Below are 19,546 nucleotides of genomic sequence, written 5' to 3' on the forward strand. Positions count from 1 at the left end.
AGTGCGCAACAAGTCGGCCGTCCTTGCTGTAGTTGACGTTCAAAACGGATTCGTACGGGAAGAATCAGCCCACGTCGTCCCTGTCATCGCGGATCTAGTCAAGCGCTGGCAGGCGGCGGGCGGTGAGGTGATTTTTACTCGATACCTCAATCACGAGGGTAGCATTTTTCAGAGGCTGTTCTCCTGGTCGAAACTCATGGCATCGCCTGAGGTGGATATAGTCCCGGAGCTGCAGCCCTACTTGCCTATGGCGACGGCGGTTATCGATAAGACAATCTATAGCCTTTTTAACGATGAAGGCCAAAAGCTAATGTCGGAGCGTGGATGGACGGACATTTACGTGTGCGGCATAGCTACAGAGAGTTGTGTACTCAAAACGGCGGCCGATGCCTTTGAGCGAGACGTAACCCCATGGGTCATTGAGGACGCCTCGGCAAGCCATGCCGGCGAAGTCTCTCATGAGGCGGGGTTGTTGGTGGCGGCCCGGTTCATCGGTCCTCGCCAGTTCGTTCGGGCTGCCGAGATCGACCCCCGGCGACCGGGGAGCATGAGCGAGGGCCAAAGCACGGACGGGGCCGGTCACCTGGACGCGGCTCTCCTAGCTCTCACACGGGCCTATCAGGACGCTGCGACGGCTATTCGCGGCACGTCCGACCCTCGCGCGGCATCCATCAGTGCAGCCCGTCTCACTGAGGCTGTGCAAGGGATGTCCGACTCGACGGCGCGCGTCAGCGCGGAGACGGCTGCGCGACAGCAGGGAGGCGCGGAGTAGCCGTAAGGGTGGGATTTGAGCCTGTCTCCCATGCCGTCGGGTGTGATCACGTACCGTATGCGTACTTTCATTGGTGCGTACGAAGAGTTTCCGCAGGTAGAGAGGGCGATAGTGGCCGGTCTCCGGAGCCGGGTGCGCAGGTTCGAATCCTGCAGGGGGCACAAGATCCAGGCCAGCGAAAACACGCGCTGACCAGGGCGTACAACGTAGAAATGGGCGGGTCTCCAGTCTCACGGAGTCCCCCCGTTCTCATTGACGCTCGCTGATTGTGGACCAGTTGTGGACCAACCGCGGGCTGCTACCGATCATGCCGTGAGCGCCGCCTCGATACGCCGGTTGATATGGCTGACGGAAACACGACCCTGGTGTCGCTGGTGTGTGGGCGCTGCGCCTCGAGCCCGCTTACCGCGCGGCCACGCCGGCCGCTTCGTCCGCCGGCCTGATGCCCGCGGGGAACCGCGTGGCCAAGTCGGCGATCAACGGCCCGACGTCCTCGGGCTTCGCGGCGCTGCCGAAGATGTAGAAGCCGGGTCGGTAGAGGATCGCCGTCACGCCGTGCTCGTCGAAGAAGCCCGCGTAGTTCCTCTCCACCGAGCTGTCGATGTGCACTCGCGGACGCCGTCACGGAAACCGCCGCAACGGGTCCCGGCCGTCCCATCCCTGCGCGGCCTCGCGGAAGACGCCCAGCATCCTCCGGCTCCGCTCGCTCTCGCTGACGATCTCGACGGTGCCGAGCAGCGGGTGGACGAAGTACGAGATGCTCATCGCGGCGTTCTCCGCGGTCAGGATCCGGCGCGCACCGGCGTGGATCAGCTGCTCGCACGCTCCGGGGAAGTCCTCGGTGGAAAAGCCGAGGTGGCTCACCTGGTGACCGGTGAGGGCCCGCTCGAGCTCGCTCGGCGCGAGCGCGCGGTTCACGGAAAGCTCGATCAGGGTCTCTCCCGCATAGCCGAACGCGATCGAATGGTCCCACTGCGCCTCCACGTCGCCGTCGCCCGCCTCGATGCGGTCCCAGCGCGTGTCCGGCAGCTGGAAGAACGGGCCGGCGCCCACGGCTGCGGCGACCTCCGTCGCGGCGTCGGCGAGGTTCCCGACGTTGATCGAGATGTGATGAAGGCTGAGTCTTGGCATCGTCGCTCTCCGAGGTCAGTGGTCGATCTGGTTGAAGTCGATCGGCCCGCGGCTGTTGATGGCGGCGAGGTCGGCCTCTCAGGTCTTCGGGTACTGCGGGAAGTCCGTGTGCCACGGCCTGGGCTCGAAGTAGCCGTTGGCCTCATCGGTTTCCGTGAGGGGATTTCAGGTGTCGAGCAGGTCGGGAACGAAGATGTCCTCAGGGGTGAGCCGGCGCTTTGAGAGGCCCTGCTCGGAGGTGTAGCGCAGGAACGTGTCGACGGCCACGCGGTTCGCCTCGACGCCGTACGCCCAGTGGTCACTCGCGAGCAGCGTCCGATTCCGCTCGTAGAGCGGGCTGGACCAGGGCACGAGGCTCTCGATGTGCTGTTCCATGCGGCCGTGCTCGAGCCGGCCCACCGCGATGTCCCGCGAGGCGCTGAAGCCGTCGTAGACGGCGCGAGGCAGCTCGGGATGCTCGGCAAGATACTCCCGGCGCACCACGATCGTGTGCATGATCGGGTAGATGCCGGTGCGCCGGTAGTAGTCGCGCTCGACCGCCTCGTAGTCCGGGAAGAGCGGGGCGATCTTCGTGGATCCCTCCAGGACTTCCTGGGGTACCAGCGCGGAGATGAGCGCGTCGATCTCCCCTGCTTCCAGCATCGAGCCGAGCGTCCGCCCTTCGGGCGCGAGTTGGACGTCGACGTCGGACGGATGCAGGAACGGGATGAAGTCGAACGGCTTCATCGGCCGGTTGGTGCCGCCGACGACCCACCGGGCCTGGTCGGGCGTAAACCCGTAGTCGTCCGAGAGGATGCCCTTCGGCCAGATGCCGGCGTCGTGCCCGTAGGTCGCGAACTCGCCGATGGTCTTGCCGACGAGGTCGCTCGGGCTCGTGATGCCGCTGTCGGTGTTGACCCAGATCGCCGAATGCCGGAAGTGGCGGTTGGGGAAGATCGGGAGCGCGATGAAGGGCGACTCCTTGAGATCAAGGGTGCGCACGTAGAACGTCAAGCCGAGCTCGGCCACGTCGTACGCCTGATCCCTGACCATGCGCTCGAAGATCTGCGAGACGATGCCTGCGCTCTCGAAGGTCGCGTCGAAGCCGTCGATCTTGACCGTCCCGTCGAAGAGCGAACGGGCGTGGTCGTAGTCCCAGACCCCGACCTTCAATTGACTGGTCATGCTGCGAGTCTCCTCACTCTTGCTGGTCGATAGGCGACCTGTCGTCGGATCTCACCGGCGGATGCCTGTGCGGAGCCGACCGTCTCGAGGGACCGGCCAGGTAGCTCCGGCTGAGCATGCCGCTCGGGGTGACGTACACGTTCTCCCGCACATGGCCGGCGAGGGACCGCCGCAGGTGGGCGATCCCGTCCAGCGCCTCCACGCGCTCAAGGTAGAAGAGCACGACGTCACCCCAGTGGCCGACGATCACCTGCGGTTCGGGGGACCGATCGAAGACGCCGCCGAACCCTTCTGGATGGCGCCGCGCCGGGCATTTTCTTCTGGTGACAGTTCGCTGAGGTATGTCGACTAGGACGACGAACGCCCGACGAGGGTGTTGACGAGCGATCCGATGCCCGGGGTGGTGCTGGTCAGCGTCTGTCCCGGAGCCAGGTACCGCGGAGGTGTCGATCCGATCCCGACGCCCGACGGCGTTCCGGTGAACACGATGTCGCCCGGGAAGAGCGTGACGACGGCCGACAGCCTCGAGATCAGCTCGGGGACCGAGAAGATGAGGTCTGCCGTCGTGCCGTCCTGGAGCATCTCCACCTTCCCGTCCGTCTCGAGGGTCGACGTGAGCGGAATCGCATCGCGATCCTCGAACTCATCGGGGGTGACGACGAACGGTCCGATGGGAGCGAACCCCGGGAACGACTTGCCCAGGCTGAACTGCGGCGCGGGACCACGGCGCTGCACCACGCGCTCGCTGAGGTCCTGCCCGACGGTGAGGCCGGCCACATGGTCCCAGGCATCCTCGACGGCGACGTGGTGCGCGGGCGCGCCGATCACCGCGACGAGCTCGATCTCCCAGTCGACCGTGCCGGTCGGAAGCTCCACCGTCGATCGCGGACCGGTGATGCTGCTCGGGAACTTCGTGAAGACCACGGGGTCCTCGGGCAGGTCGAAGTTGCTCTCCTTGGCGTGCTCGCGATAGTTCAGCCCGATGGCGAACACCTGTCGGGGGCGCGGCACCGGCGCGCCGAGCTCCGACTCGTCGAATGGGACGCCGTCCTCGCCGATCTCGCGTGCCCATTCCACGAACGACGCCCACCGGTCGTAGACCGCCTGCGGGTCCGAGGAGTACAGCCCCTCGCTCGCGGTCTCGACGTCGATGGCGCGATCGCCGGAGACGACGACGAGTCTGCCGTTCAGATTTCCGATCTTCATCATTGTTCCTTCACGCGGTCGGTGAATCGGTTGTCGCGACGTCGGTGAGCCAGTCGGCGACCGCGCCGCGCGCATCGTCGGGAGAAGGCGAGGGGGAGGTGCTCACCCAGTGAACGTAGCCGTCCGGCCGGACGAGCAGCGCGGTGACTCCCGCCAGCTGGGGCACGACGCCGCTGATCACGCCGGTCGCGACTAGCCGCGGTGTAGCGCTCCTCCACCCCGCTCGGCGTCTGCGCGCCCACCGTCACCTGATCGGCGTCCTGGTCGAGCGAGACGACGGTGCGGCCGCGCAGGATCGGCACGTCGAGTGCCTCGACGACCTCGTGCAGCAGCTCCTCGGTGACGTTCTGCGGGATGGTCAGGCGATAGCCGAACGCCGAGCCCAGGTTCGACCACTGGATGGGCTGCATGCCCGCCCAGATGTGGAACGGGATGAGGGGGTTCTGCCGGATCTCGCGCGCCCGGTCGATGAAGCTCTGCGCATGGCCTCGGTAGTCCATGAGTTCCAGCACCCTCGGAAGCACCGTGCCGGCGCGCGATTGGACGCCCTCCTCACGGCGCTCGAGCACGAGCACCTTGCTCCCCGCGAGCGCCAGCTCGGCCGCCACCGTCAGCCCTGACGGTCCGGCTCCCACGACGATGACATCGGCATCCACGGTCACAGTCGCACTCCTTTCGATCGAGTTGAGCGAGACGTCGCCTTGCCCACGAACCACGCGACCCGGTCGAGGCAGTCGTCGCCGCCGTACCGTTCGTCCTCGTGATTCACCTCGGGGATGAGCGCGACTTCGCACGCGACGCCCGCATCGGCGGCCCGCGCGGCAAAGTGCAGGGCGTGCCCGTGATGGACGACCGCATCGGCCTCGCCGTGCAGCAGCAGCATCGGGGGCGCTCCCGGCGAGATCCTGGCCGCCGGGCTGAGCTCCTCGAGGAGCCGCTCGTCGAGCTGGGCGGCCTCGACGCCCGCGAGCAGAGCGAGCCGGCCCCGCAGGTCCAGATGGGCCGATCGGGCGGAGGGCCGCATGGCGCGGATGTCGGCGGGCACCTCGAGGTCGCCGCTCGGCTGGAACACGTCGCCGAGCGCGGTCAGGTCGTACCGCCCGAAGAGCCCGACGAAGCCCGCGAACCGGGTGTGCGAGGTGAGCAGGGCGAGCGCCGCGAGATGCGCACCGGCAGACGCACCCATGAGGACGATCTGCGAGGGGTCGTCGACGACGCCCGTGTCGATCAGCCAGGCCGCCGCGCTCTCGATGTCGGCGCGCTGGGCCGGGAACGGCGCGTCGCCCGCGAGCCGATAGTCGATCGAGGCCACCGTGACGCCTCGCTCGGCGAGACCGCGGGGCCGCTGGTCGTAGTCGGAACGGCTTCCCATCACCCACGCACCCCCGTGCAGCAGGATCACCGCCGCGCGCGATCCCTCCGCCCGGTAGAGGTCGAGTAAGAGTCGACCCGACTCCGTGACGGCGTACTCATGCGTGGTCGCGATCACGCTCGTGTCGGGCATCCGTGCTCCATCGTCGTTCATCATGCTGTCCGGTCTCACTAAGCGGTCAGGAACCCGTGGAACCTGCCGTCGGGGTCATGCACCGCGCGCAGTTCCTCCAGCCGGGCCTCCGCCTCCGCGGATCCCCAGGGCGCCTTCCGGCGTGCGAGGTTCTCGTCCGAGAGGGAGATGCCCTTGGCGAGCGGCTCGAGGCGGCGCATGTTCTCGGTGACCCAGGCGATGCCCCGGGCGTCGTCGGCGGCATCGGACCATCCCGCGTAGGCGGCGAGGTAGAGCTTGCCCGTCAACGACATCGCGGCGTCGGGCAGCGGAGGGGACGTCCACGGATACCAGAGGATGTGCGAGACCGGCGTCGGAACGCTGAGGAACATCTCCCGCACGGCCGGCACGAGGACATCCGGGTCCGCGTCGGTCCACATGTTGTCCGCCGCCCACCGGTAGCCGGGCGGCTCGATGGCGCCCACGTTGGCGTAGAGCATGTCCATCGTCGCAGGGATGGCGACCTCTCTCACGAGCGCCCGGTCGAGCACCGGGCAGGTCTCGAGCGCCTGCAGCAGTTCGTGCGCCCGCGCCTCGTCGTCCGCGGTGGCGCTGCCGATGAGCTGTAGCGCGGTCGGCCCCTCCGCCGGCTCGCCCAGGTCCGTCGTCAGGGCCGGCGTGCGCGGGTTGGTGGCGACGACGAGAAGCTCGAGCTCGGGCGCCACGGACGGAGCGTTCTCCAGGGTCCAGCGAAGGACCTCGTCCAGCACGTCGATCGGGTAGACGTAGATGCTCACGCGGCGGACGGACGGGCTCGGGTAGGTGCGCAGATAGAAGCGCGTGACGATCCCGAAGAATCCCGGTCCTGCCCCTCGGGCGGCCCAGAGGATGTCGGGGTTTTCGTCGGCGCCGGCATGGACGAGCCGCCCGTCCGCGGTGACGACGTCGATCGCCTCCACGCTCGCGCAGGCCGGTCCGTAGACGCGCGAACTCCAGCCGAGCCCGCCCTGGAGCAGAAAGCCGCCCAGCCCGACGGTAGGACAGTGCCCGGACGGGAAGAAGCGCCCCTCGGCCTCCAGCACCTGGTTCAGCTCGCCCCCGTACACGCCCGGCTGCACCGTCGCCATCCCGGTATCGGCGTCGAAGGTGATGTCCTTGAGCTGCGAGAGGTCGACGAGAACCCCGTCGTCGCGCAGGCCCGAAGCCGTCCAGCTGTGCCCGCCGGAGCGGGCCTTGACGCGAAGCCCTCGCTCCCGCGCGTCCCGGACCGCCTGCAGCACGTCGGCTTCGGAGCGCGCCTGCACGATCACGTCGGGATAGCGGTCGGGCTTCAGGTCGTTCCACACGGCGCGCTGCCGGGCGGCCTCGTACTCGGGGGCGGATCGTGCGATCGTCGTCGAGCGCTCGTCCATGGCGGTGTCGTCTCCTTCGATGGCTGAATGTGGAGGCGGGCGCGGCCGCCGTCGATCAGTACCGGATCTGCCCGCCGTCGAGCACGATCGACTGGCCGGTGAGCCAGCGCGCGTCCTCGGTGGCGAGGAAGGAGACGACGCCGTCGAGATCCTCGGGAACTCCGGGGCGCTTGATCGCCTGGTGCTGCACCAACGCCTCCAGCACGTGCGTCCTCCCCGCCCACTGCGCATCCACGCTCGGGGTCCGCGTCAGACCGGGCAGGACGCAGTTGGCGGTGATGCCGTCCTGCGCCAGCTCGGTGGCGAGCGATCGCGTCAAGCCGATAAGGCCCGCCTTGCTCGCGGTGTAGTGCGCGAATCCGGGGAGTACGAGGTCGACGACATCGCTGGAGATGTTGATGATCCGGCCGAAGCCCCGATCCGCCATGCCCTTGCTGAAGGCCTTGCACGTGAGGAACGCGGCATCGAGGTTGACGGAGAGGACCTGCCGCCACTCGTCGAACTCCAGCTCGTTCCACGGCGTGTTCGGGTGGACTCCCGCGTTGTTCACGAGGATGTCGCAACCGCCGAGCTCGTCCGCCGCGGCCCGCAGCCGCTCCACGGACTCGGCCGACGTCACGTCGCACTGCACGGCGATCGCCTCGCCGCCCTCCCGCGTGATCGCATCCACCGTGTCGCCCTGATCGCGCAGATAGGCGACGACGACCCGGGCACCGTCGCGGGCCAACCGGAGGGAGAACGCCCGGCCCAGACCGGTCCCGCCTCCCGTCACGACGGCGACACGGCCGACATGCGCACCAGGGAAACCTGCCACAGCAATCCTCTCCTTGATCAAGCCGAGACGAGGTTCCTAGAGGATCCACGACTCTGCGCTGCGCTTTCTGTCGGCAGATTGTCAGAAACTGCCGACTGAATGCAAGCAGCCGTCGCGAGATCGACCTGGCAAGTCGTGCCGCGCATCGCGCGCTGTAGGGGTCTCTGTCGACGAAACGAGAGCGAGATGAGCGCCGGACGTTATCACGCTTTGCCTACAGGTCTGCCTACAGAAGTTAAATCTCTGTAGACAGATGATGTCGTGCGTGCTACTAAGTCTCCTGACCAAGCGCTCGATGAGGAGGCCCCCTTGTCCGAGTCATTCCAACCGTCCCGGCCCGCCGTAGGCGCATCGGTCGCGGAGACGGACACCATCACTCCGCCGACTTCGTCGCCCGAAGCCGCCGTCAACCCCCGGACCGGCAAACCCGCCGGGGCCGGCCATGCCGGGGTACTTCTGGCGGCCGTCTCCATGCCGGTGCTCGGCGCCGTCCTCCTGGCGCCGTCGCTGCCCACGATCAGCGCCGCCTTCGCGTCGACGCCCGGCGCCGACGTCCTCGCGGTGTTGATCCTCACGGTGCCGGCACTGATGATCGCCCTGCTCGCCTCCCTCGCGGGGGTGATCGCGGACAAGATCGGCCGTAAGCGCCTCGCGTCCGCGGTGACCCAGTTGATCTCGGGGGCCGCGAGCTACTCGATCCGATGGCTCGCCCGATTCGGGGTCAAGCGCCTGCTCCCCACGACGTTCGGCATCTCCGCGGTCGGGCTCCTCATGGTGTGGCTCGCCGGTTCCGTCCCCTGGCTCGTCGTCGGCGCCGCGATCACCGCGGCGGGCGCCGGGGTCTTCCTCCCCACCCTCCTCACCTGGACCCTGTCCTCCCTCGCGTTCCACCAGCGGGGCCGGGCGAGCGGCCGCTGGACGTCGGCGGTGTTCCTCGGTCAGTTCGCCTCGCCGCTTGTCGTCGCGGGGCTTGGCACCCTGGTCGGGACACGACCAACCGCGATGGGCGTCCTCGGCATCGTCACGGTGATCGCGGTCGTGGCGCTCTGGGCGTCGCTGCGTCGTCGACAGGTGGCAAGCCTGCTGTGACACCATCTCGGCCTCGAAGTGCGCTGAGCGGTGCCATACGACCGTGAAAACTGTCTACATATAGACTCGACGTCACACCACGCACGACCGTGCGTGGTGTGACCGCTTAGGAGTTCTTCACCTATGGCCACGACCAGCCCAACGGGCGGAACACGCGGCCGCGACGAGGACGCAACCGAGTTCGCCTACCGCATGCTGCGCTCGGACATCCTCAACGGGGCGCTCACCCCCGGGAGCACCCTCTCGCAGGCACAACTCGCGCGGGATCTCGGCATCAGCCGCACACCGTTGCGCGAGGCGCTGCGCCGGCTCGCGGCCGAGCATCTCGTGAGCGGAAACTTCAATCAGCGGATGCGCGTGTCGGAGCTGGATCTCGAAGACCTCGACCAGATCTACGCGATGCGGATCGCTCTGGAGCCGGTGGCGGTGCGGGCGACCCTGCCCCTCGACCGCCCGTCGCGCACGGCGTTGAGCCGGCAACTCGCCAAGATGGCCGCGGCGATCGAGGATCGCGACCTCGAACGCTTCCGTCGAGAGCACCGCGACTTCGACATGGGGATCATCGCGGGAACCGGAACCAGGATGCGCACGCTGCTCGCGACCCTGTGGGACCAGGCCGAGCGATACCGCCTGGCCTACCTCACCAACGAGGGTGTGGCGGGCGAGGATACACTTCTCGAGCGGCTCCGGGTCTCCCAGGAGGAGCACGAGGCGATACTCAAGGCAGCGCTCACCGACGACGTCGAGGCCTGCACGAACGCGCTCGTGACCCATCTCGAACGCACGGTGAAGCTCCTCTTCCTCGACACGGTCAGCGTTCCGAAGCCCCAGCTGTCGCAGGCCGCCGCCGAGCGGCACGTGACGGGGACGACGCGCCTGCCCTGACTGAAATTTTCATCGAATGTTTCGCCCTGTGATGGCGGGGTCGTTTCAGTATTTCGGCAGGCCGGGACGGAGTGTGAAGCACGCGCGCGGATGCGTGTGCGCATGGGGTCATTGAAAGTTTCATAGCGATCTTGACATGTTTCGGAGCGGTTTCCAGACTGAGCCACCGAGGCGGTCTCCCTGACAGGTCGTTGGTGCGGCGGCAGGGGGCCTCCGCCGGCGATGCCCGAGTGGTGGTGCGTTCCCGGTTATGGGGTGGAGCGCCGATACCGCAGGGCGTCGCCGCGTTTCCCGCTATTCCGTGACTTAGTTGTGGAGGCTCAGGCATGGGCGCAAACGCCATACCCCCGCCTGGAACCCGGCGACCCGTCAGCGGCCTGCGCCGGGCCCTGATCGCCGGCACGCTCGGTGTACTCGGCACGATCACGGCGCTCACGCTGCCGGCCCCCTCCGATGCCGCCGCGAGCACGCTCGGCGCGGCGGCCGCCCAAAGCGGGCGGTACTTCGGCACCGCGATCAACGCGGGCAAGCTGAACGACTCGGCGTACACCACGATCGCCAACCGCGAGTTCAACATGGTGACGGCCGAGAACGAGATGAAGATCGACGCCACCGAGCCGAACCGTGGCCAGTTCAACTTCACCAACGGTGACCGGGTCCACAACTGGGCGGTCCAGAACGGCAAGCAGGTGCGCGGGCACACGCTGGCCTGGCACTCCCAGCAGCCCGGCTGGATGCAGTCGCTGTCGGGCAGCGCGCTGCGCCAGGCGATGATCGACCACATCAACGGCGTGATGGCCCACTACAAGGGCAAGATCTACGCCTGGGACGTGGTCAACGAGGCCTTCGACGACGGCTCCGGCGGTCGCCGCGACTCAAACCTCCAGCGGACCGGCAACGACTGGATCGAGGTCGCCTTCCGCACCGCGCGCGCCGCCGACCCGGCCGCCGAGCTCTGCTACAACGACTACAACATCGACAACTGGACCTGGGCCAAGACGCAGGGCGTCTACAACATGGTCCGCGACTTCAAGTCCCGCGGCGTGCCCATCGACTGTGTCGGTCTGCAGGCCCACTTCAACGGCGGCAGCCCCTACCCGAGCAACTTCCGCACCACCCTGCAGAACTTCGCCGCCCTCGGCGTCGACGTGGCCATCACCGAGTTGGACATCCAGGGCGCCTCCGCCACCACCTACGCCAACGTGACCAACGACTGCCTGGCCGTGCCGCGCTGCGTCGGCATCACCACGTGGGGCGTGCGCGACAGCGACTCCTGGCGCTCGGGCGACACCCCGCTGCTGTTCGACGGCAACGGCAACAAGAAGGCCGCCTACACCTCCGTCCTCAACGCGCTCAACGCCGCGGACCCCAACCCCACCCCGACCCCGACGCCCACCGTCACTCCCACACCCACCCCGACGCCGGAGCCGGGTGCCTGCTCGGCGACGATCACGACGGTCAACAGCTGGCAGGGCGGGTTCCAGTCGACGGTGACGGTCCGCGCGGGCACGTCGCCGGTCAACGGCTGGACCGTGAGGTGGACCTGGCCCGGCGGGCAGGCCATCAGCAGCCTGTGGAACGGCACACATACCGTCTCCGGCTCCACCGTGACGGTACGCAACGCCCCCTACAACGGCTCCATTGCGGCGAACGGGTCCGCCACTTTCGGCTTCACGGCCAACGGCGCCGCGACCACCCCCACCGCCACCTGCGCCAGCCCCTGACCCCGCGCCGGATGTGCCGGGCCTCCGGCACATCCGGCCTCCCGCATGCCCGGCCCCCGCGCACCCGGGGTCACTTGAGGGGGAGCAGTGAGCGGGTCAGTTTGCCGTGGGGGCTGTAGACGACGCACATGACGTCGCGGTCGCCGTCGGCCCAGGTCTCCGCCGTCGGCATGACCGGGTAGTAGTTCAGTCCCGCGCCGGCCTCGCCGGGCCAGTAGTGGGCGAAGCCCTGCGCGCAGTTCTTCCACGCGAACGCGGCGAGCCCGGCGCGGTCCCAGGGGCCGTCCGCGGCGTGCACGAAGCCGTAGGCCTGGTTGTCGGCGCGTTCGGGGCACGGCTTGTAGAGCACGATCTTCTCGCCCGCGGCCGGCGAGTACACCGGGTCGTCGAAGCATTCCCCGGCCTCGATGTTGAGGAGGCCGGTCGTCTGCGCGGTCATGAACGCGTCGTCCTTGACGACGGCCCGGCCGGGCGGGACGACGAACAGCGCGCCGAGCGCCAGCACGCCGGGCAGCGTGGCCAGCATGGCCAGCGGACGGGACCACCGCCGCGGCGCGACCGGCCGTACGGCGGTCATCGGCGCGGCCCGGGCGAACGGTGAGATCCGGACGAGCGGCGGGGCCCGGACGAGCGAGGTCCGGAATGGGACGAGAGGGCTGCGGGACGCACCCTTGATCGTAGGCGGGGCCGGCTGAATGCCGAGGCAACGCGGCGTGTCCGGCGTGGAGAGTGCCGGTGACGAACCGATCATCCAACTTCTTCGCGAATTCCCAGGTCAGAGGCTATGTGATCTAGGTCATATACGATTCTATGTTCATTTCGGGTCCAGGTGATCTTCAGTCTTCTGCCAGCGGCGGCTGGATGAATGCGATCACCGTCGTGCTCCGCGGACGGAACTCCCCTCCCTTACGGACAGAAAGAAACCCCACGTGAGCAACGAAAGAAAGATCTGGCTCAAGGGCTCCGCACAGGCCAGGCTCGCCCTCGTCGGTGTCGGCGCGCTGCTCGTCGGCGGCATCGCCTTCGGCCCGGTGGCCTTCGGCGCCGCCGCGCCGCCGCGCTACCCGGCGGCCGAGATCCACAAGCCGTCCCCCATGCCCGACCGCGTCATCCTCACCCCGACCACCACGCCCGCCACCTCCCAGAAGGTGACCTGGCGCGCCGAGACCACGGCCGAGTTCGCGCAGGCGGAGATCCTGGAGTCGCCGAAGGCGCTCGGCCAGGTCGCCCCCGCCGCCGGGGCGGTCACCAACGTCAAGGCCGTCTCCAGCACGCCGGTCAACACGACGCTGGGGTACGCCTCGACGTACCACACCGTGGAGTTCAGCGGCCTCAAGCCGAGCACCCGGTACACCTACCGCGTCGGCGACGGCACCAACTGGAGCGAGTGGACGGACTTCACGACCGCCGCCGTGGACTTCCAGCCGTTCTCGTTCATCTACTACGGCGACGCGCAGAACTACATCGACTCCGCGGTGCCGCGCGTCTTCCGCCAGGCGTTCGCCGAGCGCCCGCAGGCCAAGGTCATCGTCAACGCCGGTGACCTGATCGACTCGGCCAACAGCGAAGAGCAGTGGGGCCAGTGGTACAAGGCCGGCGGTTTCATCGACAGCCAGGTCAACAACTTCTCCATCCCCGGCAACCACGAGTACAGCAGTGGCCTGTCCAGCTTCTGGCGGCCGCAGTTCCCGTATCCCGACAACGGGCCGGGTAGCCCCGAGCTGAAGCAGACCGCCTACTCCGTCGACTACCAGGGCGTGCGCTTCATCGGCCTCGACTCCAACTACCAGAGCAACGCCTCCCTGATGGCCGCGCAGACCGCGTGGCTGGAGAACCTGCTCAAGAACAACCCGAACAAGTGGACCGTGGTGACCTTCCACCACCCCGTCTACTCAACCACCGGCACCCGCAACAACCCGCAGGTGCGCGCGCAGTGGGGCCCGCTGTTCGAGAAGTACGGCGTGGACCTGGTCCTCCAGGGTCACGACCACTCCTACGGGCGCGGCAACGTGCAGACCGCCCGCAAGTCCGCCGCCGTCCACAACGGCGTGGTGTACGTCGTGTCGGTCTCCGGCGGCAAGATGTACGCGCTCAACAACGGCGAGAACTGGACCGGCAACGGCGCCGAGGTCGTGAGCAAGGGCCAGGACATGCAGCTCTACCAGCTCATCGACGTCGACAAGGGCCAGCTCCGCTTCGAGGCGCGCTACGCCAACGGGCAGCACCACGACGGGTTCCTCGTCCGCAAGAACGACAAGGGCGAGCGCACCGTCAACGAGATCCGCACCGAGCAGAACACCACCGGCGAGCAGGTCGCCGTCGACAAGACCACGGTGAACTCGCGCGGCGAGATCACCGTCTCGGCCTACGGGTACGACCCGGGCGAGAAGGTCGCCGTCTTCCTGCGCGACGCCGACCAGGCGCAGCAGGAGCGCGCCCGCATCCGCAGCTGGCGGGATCTGTGCAAGCTGTGGGACCGTGACAGCTCCCTGGTCGGCTACCGCACCGCCGACGAACTCGGCCGGCTGACCTACACCTTCAAGGCCCCGTCCGTCTCCCGCAAGGACGAGACGTACGTGGTGTACCTGTCCAGCGAGCACCAGAAGATCACCTCTCCCGTCATCACGGTGACGAAGAAGTGACCCACGCCGGACGCGGGCCCGCCGCCGCGTGCGGGCCCGCGTCCGGCCGGACCGGACTGGAGCTCGTGGTGAAAATCCGTACCCTCATGCCGAAGGCCGCGCCGCTGACGTGCGCCGCCGTGTTCGGCGCGTTCGCCGTCGTCGCGTGCGCCGTGCCCGCCGCCGCGCACCCGTTCGGCCCGCCGTCCACCGCGCGGATCAGCGCGGACGGCTCGCACGTGACCCTGTCGTGGATGGCGGCCGAGGACGACTGGGTCGCGCTCGGCCAGTCGGTCGGCGCGTTCGAGGACCCCGCGACCGGCGCGGTGTCGACCGCGCTGACCGGCGAGCAGAAGCTGTCGCGCTCGCCCGCCGTTCGCGACTACCTGCTCGGCCGGATCACCGTCGCGCGGAACGGCCGTCCCTGTGAGGCCCGGCTGGAGGAGTTGCGGGCGCTGCTCACCGAGGGCGCCCGGTTCGGCTTCGACTGCGACGGCCCGGTGACCGAGGTCCAGGTCACCCTCGCCGCGCTGACCGACCTCAACGAGAACTACCGCACGATGCTGACCGCCGAGACGCCCGCCACCCCGGCGCGGACGCTGTTCACCAAGGCTACCGCCACCCAGCGGGTGCGTTTCTCGGCCACGGCGGCGAGTACCCCGGCGGGCGTGACGGGGACGGTCGCGGGCGTGGGCGTCGTGCTGGTCGCCGGCGCGGGCGTCCTGGTCGCCCGGCGGGTGCGGCGCGGCGGGAGGGCGTGACCGGCATGGGCGGGCTTCCCGGGCTCGACGACCGGCTCGTCGCCTTCTTCGACGGCAGCGGGGTGTTCTGGCTGGCGCTCGTCATCGCGCTCGGCGCGGGCGCGGCGCACGCGGTGGCGCCGGGGCACGGCAAGAGCATCACGGCCGCGTACCTGGTCGGCACGCACGGGCGGTACCGCGACGCGGTGCGGCTCGGCGTCATCGTCGCGGCCATGCACACGCTCTCGGTGCTGGTGCTCGCGCTCGCCTGGGTCGGCGTGAGCGGGATCGCCGGGTTCGGCACGGAGTCGGTCACGGCGTGGATGCAGGTGGTGGCCGGGCTGGTGGTGGTCGCGGTGGGCGGCCATCTCACCTACCGGCACCTGAGGGGACGGCTCCCACGCGCGCACGCCCAGGGCCACGGCCACGGCCACGGCCACGGCCATGGGCATGTGCACGGGCACGGTCATGGACATGGGCACGGGAACGGTCATGGACATGGGCACGGGAACGACGACGGGCCGACCGACCCGTGGTCGCGCAAGGGCCTGGTGGCGCTCGCGCTGTCCGGCGGGCTGCTGCCGTCGCCGTCGGCGTTCCTCGTGCTGGTCAGCGGTCTGCTCACCGGACGCGGCGTCGACGCCGTCGTGCTCGTCCTCGCCTTCGGCGTCGGGATGGCCTGCACGCTCACCGGCGTCGGGGCCGTGACGATCGGCGGGTACGCGCTGCTCGGCCGCCGCCTGCGGGCGGGTGCGGCGGCCACGGCCCTGGCCGCGTGGACGCCCGTCGTGGCGGGGGTCGTGGTGTCCATCGGCGGGTTCCTGTACCTGTACTTCGCGGTCGCCGTCCTGGTGACCTGATCCGGCGTCGCGTGCGCGTGGAGAGGGCCCGGAGGCGCGTTTCCCGGCCGTTCCACGTTCCGCTCACCAGCCGGACGCCTGCCGGAAATGTCCGCGTCGCGTTCTGTGCACCTTTCAAAAGACCCTTCACAGCGGCAACACCGGTGAGCCGCCGGGCCGCCCCCTTGGCGTAACCGAAGCTCGACACCCTTTTACGACCCGGACGCGCGTAGACGGGAAGAGACACAGTGACGCAGAGGGTGACGCAGAGCCAGAAGCCGCCCGGCCTGTTCGGACGGCCGGTGCGGATCGCCTTCGTGGTGACGACGGCGGTGACGACGGTCGTCGCCGCGGTGGCCGTTCTCCTGGGAGTGGCGACGCCGGTGTACGCCGCGGCGGCCCGCCCCGCGGTGGCCGAGGTCCGCCCGGTGCGGATCGTGATCTCCCGCATCGGGGTGGACGCGCCCGTGCGCCCCGTCGGGCTGATGCAGTCGGGCGAGATCGAGGTGCCGCCGCTCGCCCCGCGCAACCTGACCGGCTGGTACAAGTACGGACCCGTCCCCGGCAGCCTGGGGCCGGCCGTGATCGTCGGGCACAGGAGCACCCGGTCGGGTCCGTCGGTGTTCGCGCGGGCGGCCGAGCTGCGCCGGGGAGACACGATCACGGTCGTGCGCTCCGACCGGTCGACGGTCTCGTTCGCGGTCGACCGCCTGGAACAGATGCGCAAGACGGAGTTCCCGACCGAGCGGGTCTACGGGAACATCGACCACCCCGGCCTGCGGCTCATCACCTGCGCCGGCGCGTTCGACCGGGGGACCGGCTCCCACTCCGACAACCTGATCGTCTACGCCTCCCTGAAACCGGCCGGCCCGTAACAGTCGCAATGTCCGGATCGCGTTCATTTGTCCTTCGCCTCGTTCACAGCGCCACGTCGGCTGACCGGTGTTCTGTGACTTTCCGGATGTCCACGTCCGCAGAAACAGATAGTTCAGGATGGTTGGTTCGATGAGTCCCACGTCCATCGGTCGTCCCCGGCCGGCCCGACGGCGCGTCCGCTGGTTGATCATGCTCGGCCTCGTGCAAGTGGTGGTCGGTGGCCTGTCGACCGTGGCGGCACTCGCCTCGGTGTCGGTGCAGGTGAGGCAGCCCACGACGCGGGAGGTCACCGGAGGGTCGCTCACCTGGGCGATCAACGAGCACCTCGGCGAGCAGGGCAGGAACGGCACGGCGCAGGCCGGCGACACCCAGGTGGTCCTCGCCGGGGGAGTCGAGCGCGACCGGGACGGCGTGTTCCACTTCCCGGCCGCGAGCGGCTCCTATGACCCGGCGACCGGAGGCGGCACCGTCAAGTACGGCGGCAGCGTCACCATCACGCGCGCGCACAAGACCGTCGTCATCGCCGACCCTCTCGTCGTGATCAACGGCACCGAGTCCGCGCTGCACGCCGAGGTCGCCGCCCCGGCGCCGTCCGCCGGCCCCAGCGGCACGGCGGCGCCGACCACGCACGCGCCGGCGACGGCCACCGCGCACCCGACCGGCACCGCCGCGACCCCGATGCCGCTCACCGAGCTGGCCCGCCTGGCCATCGAGGAGGACGCGACCGGAGTCCAGGGTGAGACCGTGACGTGGGCCGCCGTGCCCGCGAAGGCCACCGAGGAGTCGGCCCGCCTGCTGGCAGACGTGCTCGGCACCGAGCCGCTGACCCCGCTGACGCTCACCGTCACCTTCGACCAGGCCGGCACGCCGGCCCCGAACCCCGGCGCGGCGGACTCCGGCAGCCCCTCGCCGTCGGGCAGCGGGTCGGGCAGCCCCTCGCCGTCCGGCAGCGGGTCGCCGTCGCCCTGCGTCTCCGGCAGCGCCAGCGCTTCGGCGAGCGCGAGCGCGAGCGCCTCGCCGAGCGCGTCGGCGAGCCCGTGCGCCAGCGGGTCGCACAGCCCCTCGGCCTCGCCCTCCCCGTCGGGCTCGGGCTCGCCCACACCGAGCAGCTCGCCATGCCCCACCTCGTCTCCGAGCAGCTCCAGCAGCTCCAGCCCGTCGAGCTCGCCGAGCTCGAGCTCCTCCAGCAGCCCCTCCACCTCCGCGTCGTCGAGCCCGTCGACCTCCTCCAGCTCGTCGCAATCCCCGGGGGCGGCGCGGGCGGCCGGCGAGATGGTCGTGCGGTTCGCCGCCTTCGACGATGCCGAGGCCGAGGCCTCGACCACTCCGTCCCCCAGCGGCAGCACCAGCGCGAGCTCGTCCCCGAGCGCGAGCGCCTCCGGGTGTCCCTCGAACAGCCCGTCGCCGAGCAGGAGCTCGTCCCCCTCGCCGTCCTCCTCGCCGTCGAAGTCCACCTCGACCAGCGCGACGCCCAAGCCGACGCACACCGTCACGGAGAACACCACGCTGCCCGCCAAGAACGCGGGCGACGAGGAGAAGCTGGCCAAGACCGGCGACGGCTTCGTCATCCCGCTGATGACCGCCGGCATCGGGCTCATCGTGGGCGGCGGCATCACGCTGCGCGCCTCCCGCCGCGGCGCCTACCAGTGACAGGCGACCAGTGACCGGACGAGCGGTGCCCGGGCGAGCAGTGACGGGCGAACGGTGACCGGCACCGTCGAGCAGGAGACCCCGCGGCACGTCGAGGACGGCTGGGAGCCGTCCGGCAGGCGTGCCGCGCGGGCCGTGGGCGAGGTCATGCTCACCCTCGGCCTGCTGGCGCTCCTGTTCGCCGGCTACGCGGTGTACGGCAAGGCGTGGCGGATCGAGGCCGCGCAGAACGACGTCGCCGCCGAGCTGGACAAGCGCTGGGCGGCGAACGAGGCGCGCCCGGTGCCGGGCCAGCCCATGGCCCGCATCCACATCCCCAAGCTGGACCGCAAGTGGGCGGTGGTCGAGGGGGTGGACCAGTCCGACCTGAGCAAGGGGCCTGGCCACTATCCGCGCACCGCCCAGCCCGGCGAGGTCGGCAACGTGGCCATCGCCGGGCACCGGATCTCGTCGGTCTTCTGGGACATCGACCGCCTCCACAAGGGCGACACGATCGTGGCCGAGACGAAGACCGGCTGGTTCGTCTACAAGGTGACCCGGCAACGCATCGTGCGGCCGAACCAGGTCGAGGTGATCGCCCCGAACCCGGACGACGAGAACCGGCCGGCGGACAAGGCCATGCTCACGCTGACCACCTGCAACCCCAAGTTCCAGAACTGGCAGCGGCTCATCGTCCACGCCGAGCTCGTGCGCGAGCAGGCCAAGTCCGCCGGCCGCCCGGCCGAACTCAAGGGGCACCCGTGATCTACCCGTGGATCTGGAAGCGACTTCCGGGCGGCAGGTTCGGCAAGCTCGTGTCGGCCGTGGTGCTGCTCGCCGTGGTGGTGCTGCTCCTCTGGTACGTGGTGTTCCCGCTGGTGGACGGCCTGCTGCCGACGGACGACGTCACGGTCGGCGAGTAGAACCCCCACCGCTGCCACGGCCCGGCCGGGCACGCCGAGGGGTCACGGCCCGGCTGAGCACCGCCGGGGTTCACCGGCCCGGCCGGCCGGGCCACTCAGGGGTTCACGGCCTGGCCAGGATTCACGGCAGCCCCCGCCAGGACCTCCAGGCATGTCACGGACGGCAGCCGGCCCTGCGGACCTCCGGGAATGTCGCGGCCCTGCCAGGACTTCGGGAATGTCGCGGCCCTGCCGGGAC

The 19,546-nt window shown here is 69.4% G+C and carries 21 protein-coding genes and 1 pseudogene; 11 read left to right on the plus strand and 11 right to left on the minus strand.

Translation table 11 applies throughout. From position 1 onward, the window contains the following. Position 1 precedes the first annotated feature (1 nt). Positions 2 to 772 carry an isochorismatase family cysteine hydrolase gene (locus tag AB0M95_RS27685; RefSeq protein ID WP_363770450.1) on the plus strand — a complete coding sequence of 257 codons (771 nt, stop codon included), beginning with the start codon at positions 2 to 4 and terminating at the stop codon, positions 770 to 772. Positions 773 to 1,174: 402 nt separating this feature from the next. On the opposite strand, the gene AB0M95_RS27690 is transcribed toward AB0M95_RS27685, so the two are convergent. The 10 genes and pseudogenes from AB0M95_RS27690 to AB0M95_RS27735 form a co-directional block, all read right to left on the minus strand. Then, the gene (locus AB0M95_RS27690) at positions 1,175 to 1,381 is read right to left on the minus strand and encodes a hypothetical protein (RefSeq protein WP_363770453.1); all 207 of its coding nucleotides are present in this window, start codon (positions 1,379 to 1,381) and stop codon (positions 1,175 to 1,177) included. 12 nt (positions 1,382 to 1,393) lie between these two features. After that, complete coding sequence (locus tag AB0M95_RS27695) at positions 1,394 to 1,903, minus strand: VOC family protein (RefSeq protein WP_363770456.1); 510 nt, start codon at positions 1,901 to 1,903, stop codon at positions 1,394 to 1,396. Positions 1,904 to 2,068: 165 nt separating this feature from the next. Next, entirely contained in the window at positions 2,069 to 3,067 is a 999-nt protein-coding gene (locus tag AB0M95_RS27700) for a hypothetical protein (protein ID WP_363770459.1), read from the minus strand. A gap of 13 nt (positions 3,068 to 3,080) precedes the next feature. After that, a complete protein-coding gene (locus AB0M95_RS27705; RefSeq protein WP_363770462.1) occupies positions 3,081 to 3,290 on the minus strand; it encodes a hypothetical protein in 210 nt (69 codons plus the stop codon). 125 nt (positions 3,291 to 3,415) lie between these two features. After that, the gene (locus tag AB0M95_RS27710) at positions 3,416 to 4,273 is read right to left on the minus strand and encodes a fumarylacetoacetate hydrolase family protein (RefSeq protein WP_363770465.1); all 858 of its coding nucleotides are present in this window, start codon (positions 4,271 to 4,273) and stop codon (positions 3,416 to 3,418) included. Between the two features lie 10 nt (positions 4,274 to 4,283). Further along, positions 4,284 to 4,454, minus strand: a complete 171-nt coding sequence (locus AB0M95_RS27715; protein ID WP_363770518.1) for a hypothetical protein — start codon at positions 4,452 to 4,454, stop codon at positions 4,284 to 4,286. Positions 4,455 to 4,509: 55 nt separating this feature from the next. Beyond that, positions 4,510 to 4,989, minus strand: a pseudogene (locus AB0M95_RS27720) (FAD-dependent oxidoreductase); the annotation flags it as partial. Further along, positions 4,932 to 5,777, minus strand: coding sequence for an alpha/beta hydrolase (locus AB0M95_RS27725; protein ID WP_363770468.1), 846 nt, complete (start codon positions 5,775 to 5,777; stop codon positions 4,932 to 4,934). The pseudogene AB0M95_RS27720 and the gene AB0M95_RS27725, both read right to left, overlap by 58 nt. Before the next feature lie 38 nt (positions 5,778 to 5,815). Next, positions 5,816 to 7,168, minus strand: a complete 1,353-nt coding sequence (locus AB0M95_RS27730; protein ID WP_363770471.1) for an FAD-binding oxidoreductase — start codon at positions 7,166 to 7,168, stop codon at positions 5,816 to 5,818. Between the two features lie 55 nt (positions 7,169 to 7,223). Beyond that, positions 7,224 to 7,982 (minus strand): SDR family oxidoreductase, encoded by a 759-nt coding sequence (locus AB0M95_RS27735; protein WP_363770473.1) that lies wholly within the window; start codon positions 7,980 to 7,982, stop codon positions 7,224 to 7,226. A 309-nt stretch (positions 7,983 to 8,291) separates the two neighbouring features. Between AB0M95_RS27735 and AB0M95_RS27740 the strand changes: the two genes are divergently transcribed. The 3 genes from AB0M95_RS27740 (at position 8,292) to AB0M95_RS27750 (ending at position 11,680) form a co-directional block, all read left to right on the plus strand. Further along, a complete protein-coding gene (locus tag AB0M95_RS27740; RefSeq protein ID WP_363770476.1) occupies positions 8,292 to 9,071 on the plus strand; it encodes an MFS transporter in 780 nt (259 codons plus the stop codon). A gap of 123 nt (positions 9,072 to 9,194) precedes the next feature. Next, entirely contained in the window at positions 9,195 to 9,956 is a 762-nt protein-coding gene (locus tag AB0M95_RS27745; protein WP_363770479.1) for a GntR family transcriptional regulator, read from the plus strand. Between the two features lie 326 nt (positions 9,957 to 10,282). Beyond that, positions 10,283 to 11,680: an endo-1,4-beta-xylanase gene (locus AB0M95_RS27750; RefSeq protein ID WP_363770482.1), complete on the plus strand. Its 1,398-nt coding sequence runs from the start codon at positions 10,283 to 10,285 to the stop codon at positions 11,678 to 11,680. Between the two features lie 70 nt (positions 11,681 to 11,750). Here the strand turns inward: AB0M95_RS27750 and AB0M95_RS27755 are convergent, their stop codons facing one another. After that, positions 11,751 to 12,431 carry a hypothetical protein gene (locus AB0M95_RS27755; protein WP_363770485.1) on the minus strand — a complete coding sequence of 227 codons (681 nt, stop codon included), beginning with the start codon at positions 12,429 to 12,431 and terminating at the stop codon, positions 11,751 to 11,753. 178 nt (positions 12,432 to 12,609) lie between these two features. Here AB0M95_RS27755 and AB0M95_RS27760 point away from each other — a divergent pair, with 178 nt between their 5' ends. From AB0M95_RS27760 to AB0M95_RS27790, 7 genes are all read left to right on the plus strand, one after another. Then, positions 12,610 to 14,322, plus strand: coding sequence for a metallophosphoesterase family protein (locus AB0M95_RS27760; RefSeq protein WP_363770488.1), 1,713 nt, complete (start codon positions 12,610 to 12,612; stop codon positions 14,320 to 14,322). A gap of 68 nt (positions 14,323 to 14,390) precedes the next feature. Beyond that, positions 14,391 to 15,062: a hypothetical protein gene (locus AB0M95_RS27765; RefSeq protein ID WP_363770491.1), complete on the plus strand. Its 672-nt coding sequence runs from the start codon at positions 14,391 to 14,393 to the stop codon at positions 15,060 to 15,062. A 5-nt stretch (positions 15,063 to 15,067) separates the two neighbouring features. Then, a complete protein-coding gene (locus tag AB0M95_RS27770; protein WP_363770521.1) occupies positions 15,068 to 15,901 on the plus strand; it encodes a hypothetical protein in 834 nt (277 codons plus the stop codon). Between the two features lie 227 nt (positions 15,902 to 16,128). Next, positions 16,129 to 16,755 carry a class F sortase gene (locus AB0M95_RS27775; RefSeq protein ID WP_363770494.1) on the plus strand — a complete coding sequence of 209 codons (627 nt, stop codon included), beginning with the start codon at positions 16,129 to 16,131 and terminating at the stop codon, positions 16,753 to 16,755. A gap of 190 nt (positions 16,756 to 16,945) precedes the next feature. Beyond that, a complete protein-coding gene (locus AB0M95_RS27780; protein WP_363770524.1) occupies positions 16,946 to 18,406 on the plus strand; it encodes an HtaA domain-containing protein in 1,461 nt (486 codons plus the stop codon). Between the two features lie 54 nt (positions 18,407 to 18,460). Beyond that, the gene (locus AB0M95_RS27785) at positions 18,461 to 19,150 is read left to right on the plus strand and encodes a class E sortase (protein ID WP_363770497.1); all 690 of its coding nucleotides are present in this window, start codon (positions 18,461 to 18,463) and stop codon (positions 19,148 to 19,150) included. Next, positions 19,147 to 19,308: a hypothetical protein gene (locus AB0M95_RS27790; protein WP_363770500.1), complete on the plus strand. Its 162-nt coding sequence runs from the start codon at positions 19,147 to 19,149 to the stop codon at positions 19,306 to 19,308. The genes AB0M95_RS27785 and AB0M95_RS27790 overlap by 4 nt, the downstream gene beginning before the upstream one ends. The last annotated feature ends 238 nt before the right edge of the window (positions 19,309 to 19,546 follow it).

This window comes from Sphaerisporangium sp. NPDC051017 (assembly GCF_040683095.1).
In the GTDB taxonomy this organism is placed as follows: Bacteria; Actinomycetota; Actinomycetes; order Streptosporangiales; family Streptosporangiaceae; genus Sphaerisporangium.